Origin of the sequence: Chryseobacterium glaciei, assembly GCF_001648155.1 — a bacterium.
GTDB lineage: Bacteria > Bacteroidota > Bacteroidia > Flavobacteriales > Weeksellaceae > Chryseobacterium > Chryseobacterium glaciei.
The window spans coordinates 1091350-1115212 of sequence record NZ_CP015199.1; the positions used below are offsets into that span (position 1 = coordinate 1091350).

Genomic DNA, 23863 nt, shown 5'->3' on the forward strand with positions numbered 1-23863 from the left:
TTATTTTATAAAAATGGTTTCAATAATAGCAACTCTATCATTAATCTTTTCATCATCTTCCCAACGATAAAGTATGAGATATTTATTTGAAGAAATGTATGGTTTAGTTTGTGCCTTAGTCCACTCATTTCTATCCGATTTTTCTTGCAAAACTACTGCTTTATTTAATTGTTCATATTTTCTAATTTTCCCAGATAATAATTTTTCTAAAATATCTTGACTTACATTAATAACTTCATATTTTTTCACTTTATTATCCTGTACATTTCCTGTAGAAAAAGACAAATCATTAGCATTAAGTCCTATAAACTCTTCTATCCCTCTTATCCCAAGATTTTTTGCAGTATCTAGAGTTTTCGCAATGGCTTCGTCAGTCATACTCTTAATCTGCTCTTTTGTATCCTCAATCATTAAACCTATAATAAAGTCTAGTGCAGGAATAGGACCTGGTAATTGACCTTGCTCTCCATTTCCTGATATGAATTTTGCTAAATCAAGAAACGCTATACATTCTAAAACTTCAAGACCTATTTTTGCAACTTTACTATAAATATTAGTTTCTCTAAAATAATCTAACTGACTAATTCCTTTTGACGTAACAACTTCTCCAGTTGCTCGATTTTTAAATCCGTAATTTGAAGCTCGTTGTACAGTATATTCTTCTCCTGCATTATCAAATCCTGTATAAGTATAGAGTTTGCTCCTTGTTCTTACAACTCCATCATTGAAAGCTAGTTTTTTCATTTTAAGCTGGTGAACGGCAATTGCATTTCTACTTTTCCGTCTCGCTAATAAAATGAAAAACTATTCCTGCTAGAAAAGATTTCATAATATTAAATAAAGATTATTCTTGAGAGTTTAAAAAAAATTTTATTAAAAAAAGCGACTGCAATTAATTGAAAATGTTAATTTCTTTCAGGATATTTATATCTCAAATTATAATTTTCTTAAAAATATTGAATCTTGCTTATATAAGTCATTTGCACCACCAGAGGTCTCAATTGTATCGGTTAAATATCCATTCTTTTTTAAAAAAAATAAATTTGCTAAATTATGAGTTTCCATTCCAAAGCTTAATTTGGTTGATCTTGTTACTTTAAAATAACCTTTTGCAGAAGTTTTAGCAACAATAACATTTTCACCATCTAATTGCTGGGTAATCTCTACATCTTCAACAGGTTTTTTTGTAGTGGAATCATAAACGTAACATTCCATAGCGACTCTTTGTGTATCTTTTGCACACGATAAAATAATAAATATTAGTAATAAAATTAATTTTTTCATTTTATTTTTAGTTTAGTTAACCAAAGTAATCCTAGAACATCTTTTTCAGCAGCTACCATTCTAGTTCTATCTTTAATCCTTGGTTCTTTATTATAATATTTCATAACATCAATTTCACCAGATAAAGGATAATCTTCTCCATCTGTTTTCATTTCATTCCAATGTGACACTTTGTCCCATACTGTTTCATTTCCTTTTGTAGGTTTAGTATCTTGAGGTAAATAATAAGAGCTTCCTTTATGTTGCCAAGAATAAACCGTTCCTCCATAAGCTTGTAGAAGCTCATGCCCAATTTCATGATCTGTAGTTTCTTTAAACTCTTCGTTTTCAACACTTATATCTTGATATTCCCATGTTTTAAGATAATGATATTCATGTTTTTTTCCGCCGTAAAAGTGATATCATTCGGCGCATTCACATTAATATTCCCCGTTCCATCCATCAAATACGTATTTCCAGTCGGATCTTCTATGAAAACAGAACTTTTCTGCATCATTCAAAATAATCTTCGTTCCTGAGCGCGTATGAATTACTTTTTTATCATTTCCAGATGTATGATAAGAGTTTCTGAACCATTGTAATCCATTCCCGACACAAAAGGTTTTTCAGCATAAATGAGGTTGAGATTCAAAATCACAGATATTTCTTTACTGGTTTTAAAATTATTTTTTCAAAAATTTAAAATAATATGTAAGAATTAACAAAGGAAAAAATGATAAAAATAAGCGAGTAATAATTCCTAGTTTAAATAAATTATATTCACCTGGATCAATAAGCAAAAATTCAAAAATAATTATAATTGCAAATGAAATAGCTGGAATGACAAAATAGTTTTTGGTTTTATCTTTAAATAAATAAATGAATAAAGTAGATATGTTTAATATAATATAAAAAATAGTCATCAAAACCATCGATAGAATATCCAGCTTACCATTGAAGCTAAAAAATTTTAAGCTAGACAAAAGCATTAAAAGTATTCCACCGATAAAAAAATTAGTTATAAAATGTAATTTATATTTAATCCATAAAAATAAAATAACCGTAATAATTAAAATTAAAATTACGATTTGCGAAAAATTTATTATCATTTTATTTAAATTTTATTATAAAATAATCTTCATCATACTTTTCAAATTCATAAAAATTCCCATTAGGTTTCTTATGAATCTTTATATTACCATGGTGAACCTCTTTTCCATCATTTAAAATAATCATATTATTTTCTTTAATATATTTTTTAGTATTTTCTACAACAGCGTATGCATTCGCCAAATAATCAGTATTAACTATTGCATCAGCTGAAGCAAGTATTCTATCCATTCTAGAATAAAATACAGGAATATATACCTCTTGTTTTTTTCTAATCTTTGCTATTTCAAAATCAATAATTCCTTTCATAGAGCATTTATTATTCTTTGCAAACTCAACCATATGCTCAAATAGTTTTATGTTTAATTTATTATGTTCTAATTTAAATCGAACTGAAATAATCCAAGCTAAATTTTTTACATAGCAAAGATACCATTCAGGTCTCATATATATAAGATCTGGATATCCTGCATCTGTTATGAGGTGTTCTCTAGTAAAAAAACCTAATCTAGTTCCGTACATTATATATTTATCCTCTGGATTTTGTAAATAAATAATCAAAAGATATTGCTTTAATGTCCTACCATTCATTGACTCTCTCTGATAAGTCTCATTTGTTAAAAAAGAATAGCCATATTTAGTAACATTATAATTAATAAATTTAATCCAAGGTTCTATATCCTTACTAAGCTCTTTTCCAGCTTTACCTTTCCAACTTTCTATTGCTTTTTCAACATTTTCAGGTTTATTGGCCAAATCATATTTAGCTAAATCAGATGGCTTGATATTATCAAATTTTGTATGCGCATAAGTATCTCCAAATCTATGAAGTAATTCTCCTAATTTATTGATAGTTTCTTGTTCATTACCTATACTTTTTAAATAGATAAATTTTAATGCAGTTAATAACTCTTCAATTCCATGAAAACCTCCTGTTAATGAATGTATTTCTTTTTGGCTTCCTGGATATCCCCAAGTTTCATCAAGTTGAAAATCAGTTTCACTATGTACATCTGTATCTGGATTCTCAGTTGCGATAGCTAATTCCTCTGCTTTATCCTCGGGCATTCCTAGCATTAAACAAACCAAATAAACAGTACTGTAATGTCCATCAGTTTCATAAAAAGCAGATTTTTCTTTATTTTTTTCTTTATTTAAATTTGAATTATAGTTTTTATGAAAAACACCATTTTCTTCTCCTTGAATGATTACTTTTTTATCAGATATTAATCTTAGATTATCCTTTTTAGAATCTATATTTATTTCTTCTGAAGAAATTTTATAATTTTTAGATATTTCTAAAAAATTACCTTTTTTTTCCATATTACTAAGAATTATGTGATTTTTCTCCACTATGAGTTTGAACTGATTTGCTAGACTTTATTTGAATATTTTCTTTAGATGCATACATTTCAATCTTTTCAGAATTTTTACTGTAGTTTTTTGATTCTTTTGTTATATTTTCTTTTGCAACATTGGTAATATTAGCCGCCATCAAAGAATAATCTGCAACAGCATTTTGCATCATCATACCTCCTGCAAAACTACTATGATTAGCGCCTGCTGTTTCAGAAATATTCATTCCTGCATTAGATGTAATATTCATTCCCGCAGTAATTGTAACATTTTCCCCCGCAGTAAACGTCATATTCTTCGGCGCATTCACATTAATATTTCCCGCTCCATCCATCAAATATGTATTTCCACTCGGATCTTCTATGAAAACAGAACCCTCCGCATCATTCAAAATAATCTTTGTTCCTGATCGCGTATGAATTACTTTTTTATCATTTCCACTCGTGTGATAAGAACTTGTTTCACTTCCATTGTAATGGGCTCCCGCCACAAAAGGTTTTTCTGCATTCTGAGATTCAAAATCAACTAAGACTTCTTCACCAATTTCTGGTATAAAATGAAAACCTTTTCCACTTCCTGAATGGGGTTGTATCAATCTTATCCAAGGTGTTTGCAAATTTTTCTTTTCCTGCCATGGGAACTGAACTCTTACTCTGCCCATTTCCATCGGATCATTGTTATCCAAAACCCTGGCAGACTGCTTTTCTCCCAACGGTAAGGCTTCATCATCCTGATAAGGTGCTGTAAATAAATCCGGAATGGCTACAAATTCATTGTAATACGTATTTCCGTCATGGAAATGTTTGATCTCAATGATGCGGTAGGTTTCCATGGCTTTGCCATTAATATCGCTGAGTTTTGCTCTTCCACCTATTTTAAGTTCGGGATCCTTGCTTTTTCCACGAACCAAGATCAAGTTTTCGCGTTTTTCTCTTTCTTTTCTTACTGCTTCTTTTAATTCTTTGTCTGAACCTGACGAAATTCCGGTGTGGTTGAACAGCATTTCCGGTTTCTTTTTGTAGACATTTTTTGAAGCATTGATGGCAACCGCCTGAAAAGGATTTTCTTTATATTGTATCTGTGCAGATGACGAATCTTTTTCTATTTTACTCCCATTTTCAGCATCGTAGGAGATATAATTGAATTCCTGAGGTTTAATTTTTAATTCAAATTCAACATCAATTAAATCAATATTCTCTTCCAATGTGACGATGGGTTGTACTTTATTTCCGAATATCAGATTCTGACCATTATAGTAGAAATATTCTCCGTATCGGGTTGCCAGTCTTTTAATAAACTGATAATCCGATTCTTTATATTGTACTGTATAAGGAATTTGGTATTTTGTATTTGGATTTTCGATCTGAACTTTGCAGTCTTCAGGATATTCTGACGTTGCTGTTTTGATGATCTGTTCCAGTGTTTTTTCTTCGTAGCTTTGGCAATCCTGTCCGTTTTCCAATAAGATACTTGGAGCGTAACCGCTTATATACAGCTTGCCGTAGCCGTTTTCTTTTTTATTTTTTACGTTGGCAACAATGCCCGTAAATAACTGTTTTACTTCCCCGAAACGGTGAAGGTTTAAGGTAAGTCTTTTCCCTAAAATATTCTTGGAATTCTCCATGACATAGCCTTCAAAACTGTCCAAAGAATCATCAGGAACAATAATAGTAAAACCATCATGGTCATTGGTTTTTTGGTAAAGTTCCACAGAATAACTCGACTTTTCAAGAAAATCTTTGCCTTCCATTTTCAGCGTACAGTAGACCAACGGATTGGTTTTATCTAAAAGATGATCTTTAAAGGTTTTTGATGAAAAATATTTCTTTAAATCGTCGGGATGATTCAGTCTTCCGCCCTGAGAACTTGAGTACTGGCTGTTATTTTCTTTCATTGCATTTGCGTTTTTGCGTTTTTTAGCGGTGAGCTTTATTGATGAGTAGTTAATAATGGGTAATAAGTAATTTTAGAAAACATTTCATTATTTATTACTGATTACCTATTACTTATAAACTATTCTCTCCATGTTTTTTCGTGAGTTGCTCCATTCAAATCAAACTTTTTTGCGATAAGATGAAGTTCTATCTGTAAAGGCTCATTATTTTTAGATTCAAAATGCTCTGAAAATTTTATGCAGTATGCTTTCTCAAAACTCAATTCCTGAAGTTTGCTCATCGCATCTCTTCTGTAATAGATGATTTTCCCGTTTTTAGTTTGGTGATGATCCAGCATCCAGCCCAGTAATTCAGGGTTTCCTGTACTTTCTATTCTGATCGTGATCTCACCTCCCTGAGGCATTCCCTGAGGTTTTCCTGTACCATCGGTCTGTTGGGTAAAACTATAATGACATTCAAGAACATTATAACTATTTCCGTCTAATTCTAATTTTGATAAAAATGACATATGTGTTTTTTTTATGAGTTGAAATTAAATTATAAAAGATAAGTGATGAATGATAAAGATGCTTCGACTTCGCTCAGCATGACATTGCTAATACTAACCATTTAATTATCATCTAATTATATGTTTAAAAAAATATTTTCAATTATCAAATCAATTATCATTAATCATTTATAAAAAATAAAGAACGGGCAACGAGCGATTACTCATTACCCATTGCTTATTATTCATGAATTATACCCATTCGTTTTCGTAAGCTCCTGAGCCTAATTCAATTTTTCTTGCAGAAATCGTAAAACTTTCTGTAAGCGGATTAGCTCCTGTAGAATCAAAGTTTTCTCTGTGCTTAACCAAATAGCCTTCAGTGAATTTCAATTCTTTCAAAGTTGCGTCGCTATCACGTTTTACAAATACTACGCTTCCGTCTTTTCTTTCGAAAGAATTCGTCATCCACTCGAAAAGATCTGTAGATCCTGTACCTTCGATGATAACTTCAATTTTACCACCTCTGGTTACTGTAGAAGGTCTTCCTGTTGCATCTGTTTCCTGGAATAATCCGTAGCTTACATTGAGAACGTTATATTCTTTTCCTGCTACTTTTAATTTTGCTTTAAATGACATAATGAATTGTTTTTTGTATTAAAATTTGTTGTTAAATTGTGCTTTTTCTCTCGGTTTGGGTAATCTTTCTTCCATCGTAAATATATTTCCTTGATATTCCGAATGGTTAGAAAACATAAGAAAACCGTCCTTAAGTATTTTTGTTGTATGTGTTAAATAAAGGTAATATTAAAGGTATATTACACCCATTCATTAACGTGCTTTCCAGTCCCTAGCTGAATCTCCTTAGCCGAAAGCGTGAACGTTTCTGTTAAAGGATTATCTCCGCTGGAATCGAAATTCTCACGATAATTAACAATGTAAGCTTCTTTGAATTTGAGTTCTTTCAATGTAGCATCTCCGTCACGTTTGTAGAATACAACGCTTCCGTCCTTTCTTTCAAATGAATTGGTCATCCATTCGAATAGATCGGTCTCGCCCGTTCCTTCTACCGTGATCTCGATTTTCCCACCTCTGGTAACGGAAGATGGTCTTCCTGTAGGATCTGTTTCTTGTAGTAAGTCGTAATTAATCGACAATACATTGCGGTTCTTCCCCGCAACTGTTAGTTTTGTTTTAAATGACATAATAAATATATTTTTAATTTTAAGAATAAATAATACCAAATATGGAAATATATCTGTCGCTAAGATATAAATAATTTTCCACCATGCAACTTTTCTATGTGTTTTTTAACATGACTAACAGAGAGTTACAAATAAAAATCCTCTATTAGCCATGGTTACAAGCAAATTATTTTTGCTCGTATTCAGTATCCCATTCGTTACCGTCATCACCCTTATGACCATCCATTTTAATAAGGAAATTTTTAGCCGGGAAATAGGGTTTCATATGAATATCTAAATGGATTCTGTCTTTCTGTACAGGATCTTGCTCAAATCTTTTTACTTCAAAATTCTCGATCAGTTTTCCTGGACCTGTGATCGCATCAAGGAAACGAACCATCTGACCCATGATCTCTTTTCTAGTAACTGCCGTAAAGTTTTCGAAAGCTCTTCTGTTTAAGAAATCCATCAAAACTTTAGTTACATAATCAAAAACTCTTACTACAGAATACGTCTGAAGTCCTAAGTTATCTCCATTGAATAAAGTTTTTCCTGAAAATGCCATTACTTTTCCGTACTCGTTAACCATTGGGATCAATCCAAGATTTTCAAGATTAGCAATTTCACTTTTTTTAAGATCGAATTTTACTCCATCGATTTCATTAATTCCACCGAATTTTTTACCGGCAGTCACCTGAGACATCAACGTTTTGTAAATTTTACCCGCCAAAGCTCCTGAAGGCGGAATAAACAGATCTTCACTTTCATGAATTTCCTCAAATCTTCCTCTTCCTACCAACCAGTTACAAGTCATTAAGACATTCGATCTATAAATTTCTCCACCTGTAAGATATGCTTGGTCAAACATTTCCATAACATCATCCGGTTCATCCAAATGCTCGAAATCGGTAACCAACATTACTTTGTTTTCGTGCGCAATTTTAGCCCATTTTTCAACCACTTTATTAGATCCCAAATACCCCGGAATTACAAGAATTCCATAGTTATTTTTAAGGTCTAATCTATCGTAGTTATCAGACAATTCTGCATGAATAGAATCGATAAATCTCGTATTATCAAGATCTTTCAACTGTTCAAGATTGGCGTTGACAATTGTTATATTTTTAACTTTTTCAGCTTCTGTATTTTTATAGAACATCCCAACCGTTCTGTAGTTGGCCTCCAATTCTCTCGTAACATCAACTGCTTTAGAAAGGTTTTTGGTTAATAATCCTTCAGCCATTTTTCTTTGATCTTCACAATCAGCCACCATATCTGTTAAAGATTCGCTCTTGCTGATTACTTCTGCCCAAAGCTGAAGCGTCTTTTTCAGCGTATCTCTTTCCTTTTCCTTGCTTTTTTCTGTTAAGAAAATTTTTCTTCTTGCTTTTCTGTCTGGATTGATATTCTGTACCCCTTCAATGGAAGTTTCCAAAAGATCGAAACCTCCGTATCTTACTAACTTTTCTAAACTTTTTTCTACAGAAACTTTTCCGGTCTGTACTTTTTGTTGTTCCAATACCGGATTTTCAGCATTTTGTGTTTGTGGCTTATTTGACATAATTTTTTTCGTTTTTTTGGTGTTTTTATTTATTTTCTTCTAATTCACTGATCAAAGATTGTAATGTATCATACAATGCTTTTTTCGCATCGGCATCTTCTAATGCAGCTTTTAAAATCTTGTTTGATTTCAACTGCTTAATAATTTTTTGATACTGATCTTTTTCAGTTTCCAAACCTGAAAGAAAATTACTCTGCTCGGTAATTCCTTTCGTTCCGAAGTCTCCTAAATTCTTGAATCTAAGATTTTCCATTTTTACAGCTCCGTCGGCGTCTTCAAAATCTACCTTAAATTCGGGCTTAAAATGTTCAAATACTTTGTCAATCGTATTAAGACCTTCTACAAGCTCCGGTTTTACAGGATCATCTGCTGTAAGTTTGTGAGCCATTATCGTTCTGTTTTGAGGTATCTCGGCGATGGCCTCATTTGCGTCGCGTGGAACTTCATTTCCACCAATCCCTTTGTTTGATAACATAAATTGTGTTTTAAAATTGTTTATAATTATTTTTCGAAAATTCTGTATGGATATATGTTTGCTGATTTTTCTTTGAGTTTCAGCAGAAAACTTTCACATAAATATTCCCATTCGGATGGTGCAAGATTGTTTATAATTTCAATATTTCGAACCAGATAAACATCTATTGTTCTGCTAAATCCACCTTTTAATGAAACTTCTTTTTTGGTTCCTTTTTTTACTTCAATATCCTTAATTGTACTTTTAAAATGACTCATCCCAAAAGCTCTGATATCGGCAACTGTAACAATTCTTCCTCTTGTCAGCAAAGAATTTCTATATTCTAAAATCTTATCCTGTGACGACAAACTTTTTCTGCCTCCAACGGAAGCTTTAATCATAACCGCCGATTTATCTAAAACCGAATTCTCCGATTCTTCAACAGAAAGGACTGTTCCGGGTTTGATATCATTTCCTTCTTCCGCCAACGTGAGCCAATACGAAATGGCGCAGGCAATTTCTTTTTCCTGAGAATCTGCATTAATAATCAGATAAGGATTATTGGTCTGAGAAAAGCTTTTCTCCTTGGCTAATTGATGTAATGCCGCAATATTCTGACTGATCTGTCTTAAAGTTTCCTTAGCCGAATCACCTCCAATTCCGGCGAAAGCCGCAGTTTCATCTTTAATTAACTCCAACATATACTGTAAAAGTTCGGATGCACTTCTTTGATCAAATCTTGAAATTCCGCCTTTTCTGAGAACGGCAGAAATATTTTCAGATTCTGCATTATAATTTTTAACATCAAATCTCCGTCCTGTCTCATCCGTCACAAAATCCAGATCCAAAAAGCTGTTTTCTGAAATGATCGGAATAATATTAAGCCTTCCCGTTACCCTGTGAAACGATCTGGAATTATTTATATTAACAGCCGGAATACAGTTCAGAGAAATGTGAACATTCTCTAAAATATCTCCAACAATAGCTTCCGAAAACTTGAATTTTAACCAAATCAAATTATCATCTTCACCCAGTTTCGTATTTTTAAAATATTGGGTAAATAATTCTACATTTTCTGGCTTTTCATTATGCTTCAAATTATCTTTTAATGTAAAATAATTGGAAAAATAATACTGATTTACGTCTGTATAAATCTGCTCGAGATCAGAATAATTCTTTGTAATAATATTATCCAGATTAAGATTTTGATTGTCTACATTATATCCCTCCTGCATACTAATTTCCTGATCTCCGAAATATACTTTAACCTGCTTTAAATAATAGAAAAACAGCTCTTTCTGATAATTATTATTGATATCAATATAAAGCATCAGCTGATCAAGATCTTCCTTATTCGGGCATCGAATTCCAAACCATAATTCTCCAGGCGGAAGATGGGTTTCGCTTTTCGCAATGGTATCACTGAAAAAGAAACTTTCAATATGATTTAAAGTATTTCCGTACGCGATATATTCTGCTTTTGCAGTTGTTAAAGTTGCTTCTAAAGTAGGTGTAAAATATACATCTTTACTAATACTTTCAGTCGGATTATACACATTATGAATCCTTTTGGAGGTTTTAAAATGATTATAAAGCGATACTTTAACATTATTTTCCAAAGGCGTCACCTGAAGTAATGTCCTTGCCGGAATTACTCCCGAAACTTCTTCCGGAAACATTATTTCCAACACACGCTCAATAATTCTTGATCTTGAACTTTCAAGCTCAAAACCTAGTTTTTCCAATTCGGATGCACAAGCCGATAACAGCAAACTTACAATCGGATCGAATGAAGTTTCTGCTTCGAGTTCATTATACCCCCAAAGTCTGGCAGCGCGCCGTAGTATTCTGTCTTTTATACGTTCCTGATTCATAAATTTAATATGATAATGGTCCTACGAAAAAAGAATTCTGAAATAAAAAAGGACGGTTTGTTTCTAAAACAAGGCCTTTAACGGCAATGTTTACACGTTTTTTCATTCTTTTTTTTCCTAATCCGCCAATATTATGGTCATCGATATATATTTCAACATCTCTAAGTTCAAGTCTTTTTTCGTGCATCGTAATTGCTTTTTTCAAAGAATTTCCGATGAATTCTTTTAATATATTGTCACTTTTCAAAAGGTCGAAATCCATTTCCCAAATCTCAGAACCGAATGATTCATCGAACTTACATTCGCCCAAAGATGTTGTGGCAATAAGAAATATCTGTTGAGCGATAGAATTGTCTATCGATATTTTTTCTGTATCTTTTTTTTCTACTAAAGCTCCAAAATCAATTGGTATTTTATAATAAATCCCTTTCATACTTGCGCAATTTGTGTTTGTTTATAAATATATCAGCTTGCTTACATTTCCTTTTTCATCAAATTCAAAATTCTTCGGAATTTTTTTCCTTTTTATGATTTGAAGTTCAACTTTTGGAGTGAGTTTCAATAATTTTTCTCTGTATAAAATATTTCCAATAAAGCTTATTCCATCGTGATTATCAATAATCATAAAATATTGTAAAATATCTTCTGGTTTTTCAAATTCATTAATCTTTCCGGCGTACAGCATTACATTTTCTCCGTTTCCTGATAATTTGTAGGTAAGATTTTCATCTGATAAACTTCTGTACCTTGAAAGATCAAACTTTTCAATACTTTCCAAGTTGGGTTCAAAAGGAATATTTTCATATAAAAAAGAGGTTTTATCAAATCTTTTAAATCCAAAAAAGGATAGAAAACTCTTCTTTGTTTTTGAAGTCACAAAACTTAACGTATCGCGTGTAACCTGATAAGCTTCTGTTTCATTGGTTTTATTATCCGTAATCGTTAATTTATAGGTAGGAATTTCAACTTCTTTATTCCCTATTTTCAACTGGATTTTTCCAACTTCCTGATCCGAAATTATTATTGTAATCATATATTTTCTGAGCTCAGAATCTGTTCTCACAATAATTTCTCCATCACCCTTTGCGTGGGATGAGGAATGAGGATCTTTGGCGATTCCTAAATTCAGATTAAGTTCCGGAAGAGGGCTCATTCTTTCGTGTTCTTTTGTTTTTTAATTTTCACCTCATCTGTCTTTTTAACTTTATAAGCATTCAGACAATCAATCTGATTATCAATATTATAATTATCAATATCGCTTACATAATATTCATAATTCTTTTCGTAGGTATATACTTTAATTAGAGTGATTTCATTTGTCTTTAATTTCTCTAACTCTTTCTTTTTTAACTGCTTTGCAAAAAAACCTTCACAATTCAGAGGATATTCGTTTTTAAGGGTAATCACTTCTCCGGATTTAAAATAGATATCCACATTTTTGTCTTTTTTAATACAAACATTATTAGTCAAAATTTGGATATACATAAATATCTTATTGTTTCTTTTCCCTAGCTGTAGTGTACTGTAGCTGTATTCTTCATTATTCGCTCTTAAATGCAAAGCCGCTGTGCTGGCAAAAAATTTCTTGTCCAGTCTTTGTTTAGTCTGCACAATCTCACAATCGAAACTTACGTATGCAGAATCGGAAGAAGCTTTCTGTGCCTTTGAGAAAAACACCAAAAACAGCAGACTTAGAAAAATGATCTTATATATTTTCATAACAAATCTTGTTATTGTGCCTGATAAAGCTGTCTGCAGACCTCCAAGTCGGTTTTCATTTTGTCGTATTCATCTTTCAGGGTTTTGTTGATAGAGCTTAAACTATCCATTGTCATCTGATTTCCTGAGAGTTGCTTGATCTGTTTTTTAGCATCAATCAAATCTTTATATCCAATGATCGTATTATTGTATAGAACCTTATTCTTCAAAGTATCCTTGGGAAGTTTGCTATACATTTCCGCAAGAATCGACAGCGCCAGTTTTTCATTGAAAAAATCATTCTGCTTCGGTACTCCGATTGAATCTGTTGCTGCCTTTACTTTTTCTAACTGAAACGAAAAACTATCCTGAATTTCCATTTCTTTTTTCATTTTGGCATTTTCGGATTTTAACAAACTATTTTCTTTAAAAGGGAAATAAGCATTAAAAAGTATCGCCGTTATCAAAACGACAACCGTGATGATAAAGAATAATATGAACAATGAAAAAGCCTTTGAACGCTCTCTTTTATTAAGGACCTCCATAAATTTGTGTTTTAATTAAATTAATCTGCCAAGAAAGTTCTACTACGTTTTGCATGAATTACAGAATCTCTGTCATCCGTATTTTCTGAAACGAAGATACTTCCGTCACGTTTTTTACCGATGTAATCCAGTCTGCTGAGAACTGAATACAGCTCCTCTAAAGTTTTCATAAATCGCTCAATCTTGGCAATTGTAATATCCATCTGGTTGTGGTTATATTCTGCGTTGATGACATCAGAAAATATCATTTCAAAATTCCCCTGACTTACGTTGCACCATTCTGCAAAATAATTCAGCAATTCTTCCTTTCCAGCTCCAGATCTGGCATCGATGAAGTTTTTCAATGTTCTTGCCAGTGCTACAACTGATAAAAACATGTTTGCGGGTTCTGTATGTGGAGACATCCATCTGAATCGGTTGATTTCTTTTCCTAAGTAATTCAGGGTTTTGTCTGTCATTAGTTCCATCATTAAGGCTAATGCGTTAGACTGTTTTTTACCATAAATCTTCTGAGCAATCTGAACCGAATACAACTCAATCTGGCCATAAAAACGGTCGATTTCCATATACAATTCTTGCAGTTTTTTGTGACTTGAAACATACACGGAAGGCGGAATATAATTTTCATCAATCCTTGATTCATTGGCATTGACAAGGATTTTTCCGATTGTAAGATAACTAGATCCAAAACCTAAAGTATTTTTAAGTTCGGCTTCCTGAATTAAATTCAGTGAATATTCCGGCTGCGTATAAGGATACCTTGGCGGATTTTCATCCGGATCCGGCTCTCCGCAAGGAGTTCGCTTAAAATTGTTGACCGAAAGACACGCAAAAAGAACCAGACTTTCATTGTCTTTTATCTCATAAGCCGCCTCTGGATAAGGTAATGAAAGTGAAATAGATTCTGCTGTTCCGCCTCCAATATCAATCCTCGATCCATTGGGAGTAATGGCATAACACTGCTCTACTCTTATTCTTAAAAGTTTATGATTATCAATGATCAAATTCATTTTTATGGAATCATTTACAGGCAGTAATCCGTAGTTAATCATCGACGTATGGATCCCTACCGAATCTCTAATAGAATCACTGATAAAATCCTGAACCGCATTGAAATGCGTTTTATTAATCTTCATCCCATCGATCCAGTTTACGGGGAAGTGGTTTAATTTTTCTATCATTGTTTTGTTGTATTTATTGGCGTTTAATTTTACTTAATTTCACTTTTTATATCAAATATTTTATTCATAATCCCAATCATCATCTCCGCGATATATATTATCTAGATTTAAATTTTTAAGTTTTGTTTTATTCGAAAATTCTTTTGTATTCCATTCATTATCTCCTGTTTTCGCACTTATTCCAAAGTTTGCAACAAATAGTTTTTCAACATACAACTCTTTATTTTTTAATAAAACAGGAATAGTAACTTTTCCGAAAACATTACCATACTGATCTTTATTTTCAATTTTAATATTAAAGATTTGCCCATAATTAACTTGTAGATCTAGTAACATAGAGTCACAATAGAAAAGTTTATTGAAAAATAAATTCCCATTTTTATAAATTTCCATTTTAAACTCTTGTTGTTCTTCAGTGTTCTGTTTAATAATTATAGAATCACTTATTTTATCATTATCAAAATCAACTTTATATGTATTTTTTACTTTATAATTTGAATCATTAACAGATTCAGCTTCATCATTCATATCTTCTTTAGGAAACAAAAAATATTTTTTACATTTAGGATCATCACAACCTAAAATTGTAATTTTCGAGCCATCTGTAATCTGTAAATGAGAACCACCATTTATAAATAAATCGACTTTCTTTCCTTTTATATTAAATCCCTTAACATCAATATTACAAGGAGTTACTGGATAGGTATAATGCACTTCCTGAGCATCAATTTCTTTAGACAAACTAATTATTGATAAGATATCGCTTTTTGTTAAAGACCATTTTTTTTCTCTCTCAGTTGTTTTCTGACCTGTGGAATATTCTCCTTCACATTTAGCTTTATAAACTTCAGGCTTTTGCTTTTCTTCTTTATCCTGCCCTTTACATGAACTAAAAATGTATAATGGCATTAATAAGATTAAAATTATATACTTCATTTTCTTTACTTAGTCTTAGTTGGTTCCATTTCTATCCAACTATTAATTGTGCCTTCTCCTCCAATACCTTTGATATAATATTTTCCCTTTTCAACTTTAATAGAAAATTTTGGAGTTATAGAAATACAATCCATATCTTCTCCTGCATAATAGATATTTAAAATTCCATTTTCTTCAAAAGAATAATAGATTCCTTCACAGTTGATTGTTTCATGATATGTATCTTTTTCTAATAAAATCTTGTTTTCAGCAATAGTAAAATTGTAAGTAATACTTGCCATTCCGGTCATTGTTTCTTCTGTATCAACAGATGTAGAAAAATTACCTTGATATTTTTCAGGTATTTTATTCTCTTTATAATAATGTTCTTGTATGAGTTTTATATAATATTGAAAATCTTTTTTTGGAATATTATTGCTAGCTATTTTACCAAGCTCTATCCATTTATTATTGTCATAGAGGTAAAAAGAATTAATCGCATCATCTTTAATTTCAAAATCTTCATTTTGATTATCTGATTTAATATATTGTGAAGGTAAAAAAACGGCGAAAATATAATAATCCTTCTCATTGATTAATTTTTCAATATTTTTTGAATCAATAGATCCGTCTTCTGGACTTGAATATTTTGAAAAGAATCCCTTTTTGTTATCTACACTCCAAAAATATTGAGTAATATCATTTTTACCTATATAATTAACACTGAATGACCCAATAGATTTATCATAATAACTATATGATGGATATAAATTTCCATTAATATCATCAGGAATTGAAAATCCATTTTTCTGATATTTTTTATCTAAAAAATTGATTATAGAATTTTTATCAGTTTTTTCTTTTTGGATGCTTGACTTTAGCGAAATTTTAGAAATATTTTCTTGCTCATTTTCTTTTTGTCCTTTGCAACTAAACAAAAAGAAAAGTAGAAATACATAAGTTATATATAATTTATTCATAATTATTTTGTTTTAGGATTACCTTCTTTAGTTTCATCAAATTTCGTTTTCATAAATTATTCTGGATCAACTCTATTATGTCCACCATAAAAAATACCATCTTGTGATGCTTCTATATGAACATGATAATATTGGGGTAAAATCCCTTTTGCATTTCCTGTATTACCGGATAAACCAATAATAGTTCCGTGTTTTATTTTATCATTTTTAGACACTTTAGTTGAAGATAAATGGCAATATCTTATCCATATTAAATTCCCATCCTTATCTTTGGATTTAACGGTAACAATTATTCCCAACTCTCCTTTTGTATCATTCGCTTCTATAACTTCACCACATAGTAATGAATATAAAGAAGTTCCAACAGAGGCCAAAATATCAACACCTGTATGGTAATAACCCTTTGGGTATGGATGCTTGCTGTTAAATCTTTTTTCTCGATTAAATCTATTTTTATTTACATTATCACTTTGATTATTGATCCTAGGATTTTTAACTACATCAGCATATTCAAAACATTTCGAGTAATTAGAAGGACATTTTTCAGTGGGCTTATTATTTACAAGCTCTATTATTTCTTCACATGAAAATTGCTTTTCTTTTTTACTTAATCCCTCTGTATAACTACTTCTATATCTCCCTAAAATTTCTGTTCTTTGTATTTTTCCATCCTTATTGTTTTCATTATCTATACTTTGATTCTGTTTGTATTTTTCACCATCTAGTTGTTTATCATACAAAACATACTCATCGCCTTTGCCAACTCCCTTGGGAGCAAATACATGTAAATATATGTCCTCAGGGGATTTGATATTTTCTTTTGCAGATTCAAAATATTTTTTCACATAATCTAATTGCTTTATTTCACCCATTTTTGCTAATCTCAATTTCACCTCATGAAGTTTATCAAAGCCTGATCCTTCTTTAAATTCACCAATTTGTTGAAGTGCTGCTTGGGTAAATTGAATTAAACCAACTGCTCTTGATGTTTTTGAAATTACTTTCCCCTTTTTATTTTTTTTTATTAACCAAAAATCATCTTGAGTAATAGAATTTACATCTTTCAATGACATTCCCATAATTTGATGAGCCTTAAAAGATCTATTGGTTTCCACATTCATCACAGCCATTAAACCATTTGCCATTTCTATTTTTCTTTTATCTCCCCAAAGATCAGCACAAATTTCAACTACTTTCTTTCTAAACTGGCAATTTACATTATCACCCCAAATTAAATCATATTGTTGACAAGCACATTTATTTTCCTCTTTCTTCTTCTCATCAGGTTCAAACACCGTCACCACCTTATTCCCAGTATTCACAGGAGGATTAGTCCCTACTTGCTTTTTAAACTTTCTTTTAACAATAACCTCTTCAATCACAATCCCTTCATAAATTTTTTCGGTATCAACACCACTGCTTACGGTCTGTACTTTCACATAATCAGGATTTTGTACATCTACATTTTTACTTACCGATTTATGTTCGGCAGTTTCCACGACTACATAATATTCATGTAGCTTGTCGTGACTGCCATCCATCATGGCATTGGCAATTTTAGCAAAATTGGCATTCAAGTTAAACTCATGCACTAGAAAACCTTTTTTATTCAGAGGTTTTTTGACGTAAGCTACCCTATTATTTTTATTCTTTGGACTGTCTCCACCACCCTGAGCATCATCTTCGTAGAGACTTAAATTCACCATTTTGTTCTGCATATTCTGGGTGTAGACCTTTACTTTTATAGTCTGACCATACTTCATAACCGTATCGTCCTTGATAGGAGTATCATCTACTTTGAAAAGATCCACACGTGTGATTTTCTTCTCAATTCCCGGCAGAACTTTGATCCTTAATCCTGGCGGAATACGCTTTTCAGGTTCATAAATATAAGCTTCAAGCATCAGTTCACTTCCAACCAATGATTGATTGGTTACTATAACCGGAACGCGATACCCAATTTTGGGAAGAGTTCCGGCTTTGGGTGTCAGCTCGCGCCAATTACCATGATGTTTAAAATCTAAAGCATACAATTTCCATCTTGCGGCGTCAACTTTCTTTTTATCATCAAGATCGTATATTCGGCTTACTTCATAATAAGCCGTCTCACCAAGACGAATCTCGGAAGGGCCTTTTATCTGCGAAATACCTTTTTTGCTCATCGTGTCTTTGTATTAAGATTTACATATAATCTGCTTCCTCTTCTTCCATTTCCATATTGTCTGCCATCTCTTTAAAATCAAAAAACGGACATATTTCTACCAAAACATCGTTGTCTGCATTTTTGAAATTCTGAGAAGTTACCTCACTTGTCTGTCCGTGGTTAATGATGTCTATACAATCTTTTCCTCCTATGGGACAAGTGGCCTTACTGTCTTCCAGCAAAACTTTTCCTTTATTATCTTCTATTACTATTTTTTCGTAATATCCGCTCCACTCTGTTACTACAGCCTGACAAGGATTATTGTTCATTTTCGCACAGCTTCCGAAAGTATTTTTTTCAAAGGTTTTCCCGATGTCTTTGTGGGTAGCCGTTAATTTTTCTTTTCCATCTTTGTCATTGATGTAGCGTTTGCTTTGGGTTTTCACCTTCAGCTTATCCGGCGTAGTTCCGAACTTACATTTGCAGGTTGCTCCCTGACATACTAAATGTTTTTCGCTCATCTTATGTTGTATTTTTTATAATTGATACAGTTCAAAATTGATCAACCTTATATTTTTTTCATCCTTACTTTGTAAGCCTATTTCTGCTTGTATCGAAAAAACAGAACCATCTTCTTTATTAAATTGATAGATTAAGTCTACTTTTCCGCCGCAGTTATTTTCCTCTTCATCTGATTCTGCATTTTTTCTATTATTGATAATTTGCTCAAAACTTCTCTGATCGATACATTTTCCTGAAATTTTCATCACTCCTTTTCCTTCTTCTGACAGCTTTGAATCAATAATTTTAATATTGTATTTCACTTTATTCTTAAAAGGAAAAACGGGCAGATACAAATCAAAATCAGCGTTTTCTTCTTTTATATAATCTCGAAACGGTAAAAAATAAAGACGATAAAAAAGACTATTCAGAATCCTATTTTGTATTATATTTTTTGATTCTAATTCATCTTCTACATTTTTTATAAGCTCTTTTGCTAATTTTCCTTTATAATATTCTACAAGTTTCGGTTTCAGGCTTTTCCAACGTTTTCTAATTTCATCTAAATTACTGATATGCTTCAAATTACCGCTTTCCAATGTTTCTACTTCCAATGGGAAAAATACATTCCCAATTTTTTCAGAAAGCTGTTCTATAACAAGATCCGGAACTTTATCATTTATCAATATATTCTTTCGTCTAATGGAATATTCAAAAGGTTCAAGCCTTTCAATTTCAATAATAAAAGTGATTTTGCTTTTCTTTTCATCGTTTTCAAAAAGAGTCTGCACAACACCATATTCTTTACGGAAAGGATATTTTTTCTCTAAAATATTCTGAACCATCTCTATTGATTTTGGTCTATTACTTCTACCTCTTCTTCTTTCTTAGCGGATCTTTTTCTTTCATCTTCTCTTGTAAATTCGTAGTCAGTTTCTTTAATTTTTTCTCTTTCATCGGCCATTACCGGTTCTGTTCTCAGGCAAAAAACAACGCTGTTTTCTTCAATTCCGTTCATGTAAAGAGTAAGATCCGGGTCAACATATTTAGTCGCTTCATACCATTTGGGTTGTAGAAAAAACACCCAATTAAACAATCCGTTTTGATCTTCAATCTGAATCTGACCTCCCGGATGTTTATCATTATAATCTAAAACGAAATTATAGAAAAGCTTTCCGAAATCTACTCTAGTTGGCCCTTTTGCACGGTAAACACTGTATTTTTTTGCGTTTTTATCTCTATCCATTAAAAATGTAAATACTACCATATTTTTCATTTCCGAATCGCTTAATCCCTCATCATCTTTATAATTTTCAGGAAACATCCAGGTTTTATAAATTTTTGGAGGGATAGACATTGCTCTGTTGAAAGTATCATTAAGAAATGTCGGAATAAAGAATATAATAAAGTGCCCAAGCATCAGGTAAATAAAATCCGATGAATTAAGGAAAGTATATATCAATGAAAACGGAATCAAGGCATACAGCACAGCTATCAAAGCAAAAAGATACTCTGTTCCTATTTTTTGGGAATCAAACTTGTTGAAAATATTTCTGTAAAGAATGCAATGGATGATCCCCATAATGAATGATGAGATCTGATAAAAAATAAATTCATATAAATTATCATTAGAAAAAAGTTTATTATACCCAAGCAATGCTGCTGTAGCATATATAAAAGCAAAAGAAAACAAATAGGTGTAAAATTTACCTTTATATTTTTGTTTAAAAGAGGGTACTTTCTGACCAAAAATCATGGTCAGAATTATACATAAAGCCAAAACGATGAACAGCATCACCAAAAGTTTTGGATCTAAAAGATTAATAAAATATTTTTTTATGTTTATCTGTGTCATATCATTTGTGTGTTAAATCCTTGTATTGTATCCTAAGACAGGGGTTTCTGTGGTATTAAATTCAAAATCCTGTTTTTCTTTCGGCAGGAGAACGATCGTATTTATTTCCACTTCAATGGGAAAAAAATGGTCATAAAACATTTCAATAAATTTTTTCTTCTTTCCTTCATGAATATAATCGATGAAAGATGAGTTTTTCAGAGGTCCAATCTGCAGATCCAAATGACACGAATAGTCATCATAAGTAGTACCTGCAATAAGATCCAATCCTAGCCTATTCATGCCTAATTCAACGCTTTGGCTTTCATCCGAATACTCATGATGTCCTTTATAGGTTACACTCACATTTTCTTCCAATAAAATGGAAAGAATGTGGCATGCTTCCTCAATATTTCCTACAATTTTATAAGCAAAAGGCAATAATCTTATAAATTTTGAAATCAATAACGGCGGAAAATCTTTGTCGATACCCCAAAAATCATAAAACATTTCCGGAGCCAGGTAACTGTTTAATTCAAATAAAAAATCGTTCTCCAGATTTTCAACATTTACTCCATAGCTGAACATCTCATTATCAAAAGGTTGAAAAAAAGTTCGGGCAGCTTTCTGTTGTTTTTTCTGAGTCTGATACTCTTTGATCATTACATCAACATCTTTATTCGGAGTATCATTTTGAGTTTGGTGGCTGATATTCTCAGGAAGCATATCATAAATACTGTCTCTGGAAAGATTCAGTTTCAACATTTGCTTACTGTCGTAATCATAGTCTGTAACTTCAGACTGTAAAATATCAAATCGATAGGCACGTGAGAACTGTCCTTCTTTTTGGATTACATATTGATTTTCATCAATCTCATTATTCTTCAGCAAATCATTAATAATAACCTCAGCTCTTATATCATGTTTTAAAGCATTGATCTGCTTTGTAAGATGTTCTAAGTTTTTCATGGTGTATTTATTTTTGCTTTAAACGTCCTGCAGCAACATATCTTAACTGGAAATATTCATCATTGAAATTGTAGATATTAAGTCCGTTTGTGGTACATGCTACAATCCTGTCGTTATGGAGATAAATCCCAACATCAGAGATTGGATGGCTTTTATCATAACGGAAAAACAATATGTCTCCTTCCTGTAAGAAAGACCTTCCTGTAAAAAGCTGAATGTCTTTAGATCTGAAAATCCCATCCGGCGTTTTAGAAAAAGTTGCTCCATAAACATCGCTGAAAAGAGCCTGCACAAAATAGGGAGCATCAACGCCGATATTTTTTTCAAGCATTTGTTTTCTATATGGTGTGCCCAGCCAGCCATCGACATAAGAATACAGTTTGTAATCTTTAATATCTTTAGGCATCACCCCCATAAGGATAGAGTATTTTTCTTTTACTCTTAAAGTATCATCGCTTAAACCTTCTGAATTATCATCTACTATAGAATAGGCAGATGTAGACGTATCTTTTTGCTGAGTTTTATCCTTCAAATATTCATCTGAAGAATAATTATAGGGAATGTCTTTTATATATTTATTAGCCCCACACGAAAGGAGAAGCAACGCAACAAATATGTGTATATACCTGTTAATGAATTTCATCTGTGTTTGTGTTTTGACAAATATATAATTTTTTTTGAAATAAATAATTTAATTCTCTTTTTTTTGAAAAAATTTTTGCCATATAAAAAATACTGAATATATTTGTCGAAACACAAACGCATTGATGACAAAAAATAATCGCACATTTTTCCAAAATGTAGATTACAGAATCTACATTAGCCTTGGAATCTTGCTTCTAGTAAGCCTTTCTCTACTTTTATATCAATATACAAGACATGTCGATTGCGATGATGCAAAGTTTTTTATTCATGCTGATGAATATGTAATTAATCGTGTTGTAGAGTATCAGGATAATACAAAAGGAGCTCAAAATTGGGAGTGGGATTTTGGAGACAGCACAGCTATAGATAGAAGACAAATCACTTTTCATAAGTATTCAAAACCCGGAAATTATATTGTAAAATTAAAAATAAACGGGAACTGTATTCATGAAAAATCTCTTACAATTACAAGTATTAGTCAGGAAACAGGATATTTACCCTCTATTATTGCTCCAAATGTTGTGACCATGGGAGAAAGTATTCAGTTTGATTCCGAAAAAGAAGGTGGAGAATCTTGGGAATGGAGTTTTGGTGAAACTTCAAGAACCGATGCTTTAGGAAAAAATCCAAGCTATAAATTTAAATCTGTTGGTGAGAAAAAAATTACTCTAATCGTGAACGGAGACGTGGAACATACTGCCGTTAAAACGATTTATGTAGCTCCAAAAGCGATTAAGGCGAAGCAAAAAATAGACATTCAGTCTTATGAATTTGAAAAACAGTCCGTTGCTTTTTCATTGCCAAGAGGAGCCGCACAGAAAGATCCTTTGGTAGACATGCTTCAGTACATTCCGGTTTCTCCAAAATCTAAATCGAAAAAAGACTCAATTATCGCTGAGAAAAAAGCACCGGAAATTTCTAATGAACAATTCCAATTGCTTTTAAATCAGGTAGCAGCACAGGCAAAAACAAAAGATGATTTTAAAGATTATCTGTGTGGAAATTTCGAAATTCCTGTTGTCGTTAATGATAAAAAACTGATGCCGTTCGGGCAATTCTGCCAGAATATTATGGGCAAAAAAATCAAAATTACAGCGCTTAGACTTAATAAAGATTCCAAAAACTGTATCCAAAACATCAACGTTCAGTATAAAGTGAAAAAAATGATGCTTTGGGTGAGAGATTAATTAAAATCCTTAAACACATTCTTTAATAAAACTAACAACGTGATTAGTTAGGGAACAATACTACTATATTAAGTAAAAACA

Annotated in this window: 27 protein-coding genes; 1 reads left to right on the forward strand and 26 read right to left on the reverse strand. The window is 31.9% G+C overall.

What is annotated here, in order from left to right; translation table 11 throughout:
- From A0O34_RS04830 to A0O34_RS04945, 26 genes are all read right to left on the reverse strand, one after another.
- A complete protein-coding gene (locus tag A0O34_RS04830) occupies positions 1-744 on the reverse strand; it encodes a hypothetical protein (RefSeq protein ID WP_066751918.1) in 744 nt (247 codons plus the stop codon).
- Between the two features lie 192 nt (positions 745-936).
- On the reverse strand, positions 937-1284 hold the full coding sequence (locus tag A0O34_RS04835; protein ID WP_066751921.1) for a hypothetical protein: 348 nt from the start codon (positions 1282-1284) through the stop codon (positions 937-939).
- A complete protein-coding gene (locus A0O34_RS22300; protein WP_157885951.1) occupies positions 1281-1436 on the reverse strand; it encodes a hypothetical protein in 156 nt (51 codons plus the stop codon). The genes A0O34_RS04835 and A0O34_RS22300 overlap by 4 nt, the downstream gene beginning before the upstream one ends.
- A gap of 182 nt (positions 1437-1618) precedes the next feature.
- Positions 1619-1780 (reverse strand): hypothetical protein, encoded by a 162-nt coding sequence (locus A0O34_RS22565; protein WP_228394353.1) that lies wholly within the window; start codon positions 1778-1780, stop codon positions 1619-1621.
- A gap of 166 nt (positions 1781-1946) precedes the next feature.
- Positions 1947-2372 carry a hypothetical protein gene (locus tag A0O34_RS04840; RefSeq protein ID WP_066751924.1) on the reverse strand — a complete coding sequence of 142 codons (426 nt, stop codon included), beginning with the start codon at positions 2370-2372 and terminating at the stop codon, positions 1947-1949.
- 1 nt (position 2373) lies between these two features.
- Positions 2374-3696, reverse strand: a complete 1323-nt coding sequence (locus A0O34_RS04845; protein WP_066751927.1) for a hypothetical protein — start codon at positions 3694-3696, stop codon at positions 2374-2376.
- A gap of 4 nt (positions 3697-3700) precedes the next feature.
- Entirely contained in the window at positions 3701-5623 is a 1923-nt protein-coding gene (locus A0O34_RS04850; protein WP_066751929.1) for a type VI secretion system Vgr family protein, read from the reverse strand.
- A 119-nt stretch (positions 5624-5742) separates the two neighbouring features.
- Positions 5743-6132, reverse strand: coding sequence for a type VI secretion system tube protein TssD (gene tssD, locus A0O34_RS04855; protein ID WP_066751930.1), 390 nt, complete (start codon positions 6130-6132; stop codon positions 5743-5745).
- Between the two features lie 231 nt (positions 6133-6363).
- Positions 6364-6750, reverse strand: a complete 387-nt coding sequence (gene tssD / locus A0O34_RS04860; protein ID WP_066751932.1) for a type VI secretion system tube protein TssD — start codon at positions 6748-6750, stop codon at positions 6364-6366.
- A gap of 179 nt (positions 6751-6929) precedes the next feature.
- On the reverse strand, positions 6930-7316 hold the full coding sequence (gene tssD / locus A0O34_RS04865; protein WP_066751935.1) for a type VI secretion system tube protein TssD: 387 nt from the start codon (positions 7314-7316) through the stop codon (positions 6930-6932).
- Positions 7317-7482: 166 nt separating this feature from the next.
- Positions 7483-8856 carry a DUF5458 family protein gene (locus A0O34_RS04870; RefSeq protein ID WP_066751938.1) on the reverse strand — a complete coding sequence of 458 codons (1374 nt, stop codon included), beginning with the start codon at positions 8854-8856 and terminating at the stop codon, positions 7483-7485.
- Positions 8857-8881: 25 nt separating this feature from the next.
- Positions 8882-9331 carry a hypothetical protein gene (locus A0O34_RS04875; RefSeq protein WP_066751941.1) on the reverse strand — a complete coding sequence of 150 codons (450 nt, stop codon included), beginning with the start codon at positions 9329-9331 and terminating at the stop codon, positions 8882-8884.
- 26 nt (positions 9332-9357) lie between these two features.
- Positions 9358-11184: a type VI secretion system baseplate subunit TssF gene (locus A0O34_RS04880; protein WP_066751944.1), complete on the reverse strand. Its 1827-nt coding sequence runs from the start codon at positions 11182-11184 to the stop codon at positions 9358-9360.
- 4 nt (positions 11185-11188) lie between these two features.
- On the reverse strand, positions 11189-11617 hold the full coding sequence (locus tag A0O34_RS04885) for a GPW/gp25 family protein (RefSeq protein WP_066751947.1): 429 nt from the start codon (positions 11615-11617) through the stop codon (positions 11189-11191).
- 21 nt (positions 11618-11638) lie between these two features.
- Entirely contained in the window at positions 11639-12337 is a 699-nt protein-coding gene (locus A0O34_RS04890) for a hypothetical protein (protein ID WP_066751950.1), read from the reverse strand.
- Positions 12334-12903: a hypothetical protein gene (locus A0O34_RS04895; RefSeq protein WP_066751953.1), complete on the reverse strand. Its 570-nt coding sequence runs from the start codon at positions 12901-12903 to the stop codon at positions 12334-12336. The genes A0O34_RS04890 and A0O34_RS04895 overlap by 4 nt, the downstream gene beginning before the upstream one ends.
- 11 nt (positions 12904-12914) lie before the next feature.
- A complete protein-coding gene (tssO, locus tag A0O34_RS04900) occupies positions 12915-13427 on the reverse strand; it encodes a type VI secretion system TssO (RefSeq protein WP_066751956.1) in 513 nt (170 codons plus the stop codon).
- A 20-nt stretch (positions 13428-13447) separates the two neighbouring features.
- Entirely contained in the window at positions 13448-14608 is a 1161-nt protein-coding gene (gene tssK, locus A0O34_RS04905; RefSeq protein WP_066751959.1) for a type VI secretion system baseplate subunit TssK, read from the reverse strand.
- A 60-nt stretch (positions 14609-14668) separates the two neighbouring features.
- The gene (locus tag A0O34_RS04910; protein ID WP_157885952.1) at positions 14669-15544 is read right to left on the reverse strand and encodes a hypothetical protein; all 876 of its coding nucleotides are present in this window, start codon (positions 15542-15544) and stop codon (positions 14669-14671) included.
- A 5-nt stretch (positions 15545-15549) separates the two neighbouring features.
- Positions 15550-16503 (reverse strand): hypothetical protein, encoded by a 954-nt coding sequence (locus tag A0O34_RS04915; RefSeq protein ID WP_157885953.1) that lies wholly within the window; start codon positions 16501-16503, stop codon positions 15550-15552.
- A gap of 56 nt (positions 16504-16559) precedes the next feature.
- Entirely contained in the window at positions 16560-18665 is a 2106-nt protein-coding gene (locus A0O34_RS04920) for a M23 family metallopeptidase (RefSeq protein ID WP_066751969.1), read from the reverse strand.
- Positions 18666-18684: 19 nt separating this feature from the next.
- Entirely contained in the window at positions 18685-19167 is a 483-nt protein-coding gene (locus A0O34_RS04925; RefSeq protein ID WP_066751976.1) for a DUF4280 domain-containing protein, read from the reverse strand.
- A 15-nt stretch (positions 19168-19182) separates the two neighbouring features.
- Positions 19183-19992: a hypothetical protein gene (locus A0O34_RS04930; RefSeq protein WP_066751979.1), complete on the reverse strand. Its 810-nt coding sequence runs from the start codon at positions 19990-19992 to the stop codon at positions 19183-19185.
- A gap of 2 nt (positions 19993-19994) precedes the next feature.
- Positions 19995-21002, reverse strand: coding sequence for a TssN family type VI secretion system protein (locus tag A0O34_RS04935; RefSeq protein ID WP_066751981.1), 1008 nt, complete (start codon positions 21000-21002; stop codon positions 19995-19997).
- Positions 21003-21014: 12 nt separating this feature from the next.
- On the reverse strand, positions 21015-21950 hold the full coding sequence (locus A0O34_RS04940; RefSeq protein ID WP_066751983.1) for a hypothetical protein: 936 nt from the start codon (positions 21948-21950) through the stop codon (positions 21015-21017).
- A gap of 7 nt (positions 21951-21957) precedes the next feature.
- Complete coding sequence (locus tag A0O34_RS04945) at positions 21958-22593, reverse strand: NlpC/P60 family protein (protein ID WP_066751985.1); 636 nt, start codon at positions 22591-22593, stop codon at positions 21958-21960.
- A 124-nt stretch (positions 22594-22717) separates the two neighbouring features.
- On the opposite strand from A0O34_RS04945, the gene A0O34_RS04950 reads away from it, so the two are divergent.
- Positions 22718-23782, forward strand: coding sequence for a PKD domain-containing protein (locus A0O34_RS04950; RefSeq protein WP_066751987.1), 1065 nt, complete (start codon positions 22718-22720; stop codon positions 23780-23782).
- The last annotated feature ends 81 nt before the right edge of the window (positions 23783-23863 follow it).

Bases quoted from the DNA above. Each gene is read 5' to 3' on its own strand.
- A0O34_RS04830 (WP_066751918.1), bottom strand. From the start codon at position 744: ATGAAAAAACTAGCTTTCAATGATGGAGTTGTAAGAACAAGGAGCAAA.
- A0O34_RS04835 (WP_066751921.1), bottom strand. From the start codon at position 1,284: ATGAAAAAATTAATTTTATTACTAATATTTATTATTTTATCGTGTGCA.
- A0O34_RS22300 (WP_157885951.1), bottom strand. From the start codon at position 1,436: ATGAAAACAGATGGAGAAGATTATCCTTTATCTGGTGAAATTGATGTT.
- A0O34_RS22565 (WP_228394353.1), bottom strand. From the start codon at position 1,780: ATGATGCAGAAAAGTTCTGTTTTCATAGAAGATCCGACTGGAAATACG.
- A0O34_RS04840 (WP_066751924.1), bottom strand. From the start codon at position 2,372: ATGATAATAAATTTTTCGCAAATCGTAATTTTAATTTTAATTATTACG.
- A0O34_RS04845 (WP_066751927.1), bottom strand. From the start codon at position 3,696: ATGGAAAAAAAAGGTAATTTTTTAGAAATATCTAAAAATTATAAAATT.
- A0O34_RS04850 (WP_066751929.1), bottom strand. From the start codon at position 5,623: ATGAAAGAAAATAACAGCCAGTACTCAAGTTCTCAGGGCGGAAGACTG.
- tssD (WP_066751930.1), bottom strand. From the start codon at position 6,132: ATGTCATTTTTATCAAAATTAGAATTAGACGGAAATAGTTATAATGTT.
- tssD (WP_066751932.1), bottom strand. From the start codon at position 6,750: ATGTCATTTAAAGCAAAATTAAAAGTAGCAGGAAAAGAATATAACGTT.
- tssD (WP_066751935.1), bottom strand. From the start codon at position 7,316: ATGTCATTTAAAACAAAACTAACAGTTGCGGGGAAGAACCGCAATGTA.
- A0O34_RS04870 (WP_066751938.1), bottom strand. From the start codon at position 8,856: ATGTCAAATAAGCCACAAACACAAAATGCTGAAAATCCGGTATTGGAA.
- A0O34_RS04875 (WP_066751941.1), bottom strand. From the start codon at position 9,331: ATGTTATCAAACAAAGGGATTGGTGGAAATGAAGTTCCACGCGACGCA.
- A0O34_RS04880 (WP_066751944.1), bottom strand. From the start codon at position 11,184: ATGAATCAGGAACGTATAAAAGACAGAATACTACGGCGCGCTGCCAGA.
- A0O34_RS04885 (WP_066751947.1), bottom strand. From the start codon at position 11,617: ATGAAAGGGATTTATTATAAAATACCAATTGATTTTGGAGCTTTAGTA.
- A0O34_RS04890 (WP_066751950.1), bottom strand. From the start codon at position 12,337: ATGAGCCCTCTTCCGGAACTTAATCTGAATTTAGGAATCGCCAAAGAT.
- A0O34_RS04895 (WP_066751953.1), bottom strand. From the start codon at position 12,903: ATGAAAATATATAAGATCATTTTTCTAAGTCTGCTGTTTTTGGTGTTT.
- tssO (WP_066751956.1), bottom strand. From the start codon at position 13,427: ATGGAGGTCCTTAATAAAAGAGAGCGTTCAAAGGCTTTTTCATTGTTC.
- tssK (WP_066751959.1), bottom strand. From the start codon at position 14,608: ATGATAGAAAAATTAAACCACTTCCCCGTAAACTGGATCGATGGGATG.
- A0O34_RS04910 (WP_157885952.1), bottom strand. From the start codon at position 15,544: ATGAAGTATATAATTTTAATCTTATTAATGCCATTATACATTTTTAGT.
- A0O34_RS04915 (WP_157885953.1), bottom strand. From the start codon at position 16,503: ATGAATAAATTATATATAACTTATGTATTTCTACTTTTCTTTTTGTTT.
- A0O34_RS04920 (WP_066751969.1), bottom strand. From the start codon at position 18,665: ATGAGCAAAAAAGGTATTTCGCAGATAAAAGGCCCTTCCGAGATTCGT.
- A0O34_RS04925 (WP_066751976.1), bottom strand. From the start codon at position 19,167: ATGAGCGAAAAACATTTAGTATGTCAGGGAGCAACCTGCAAATGTAAG.
- A0O34_RS04930 (WP_066751979.1), bottom strand. From the start codon at position 19,992: ATGGTTCAGAATATTTTAGAGAAAAAATATCCTTTCCGTAAAGAATAT.
- A0O34_RS04935 (WP_066751981.1), bottom strand. From the start codon at position 21,002: ATGACACAGATAAACATAAAAAAATATTTTATTAATCTTTTAGATCCA.
- A0O34_RS04940 (WP_066751983.1), bottom strand. From the start codon at position 21,950: ATGAAAAACTTAGAACATCTTACAAAGCAGATCAATGCTTTAAAACAT.
- A0O34_RS04945 (WP_066751985.1), bottom strand. From the start codon at position 22,593: ATGAAATTCATTAACAGGTATATACACATATTTGTTGCGTTGCTTCTC.
- A0O34_RS04950 (WP_066751987.1), top strand. From the start codon at position 22,718: ATGACAAAAAATAATCGCACATTTTTCCAAAATGTAGATTACAGAATC.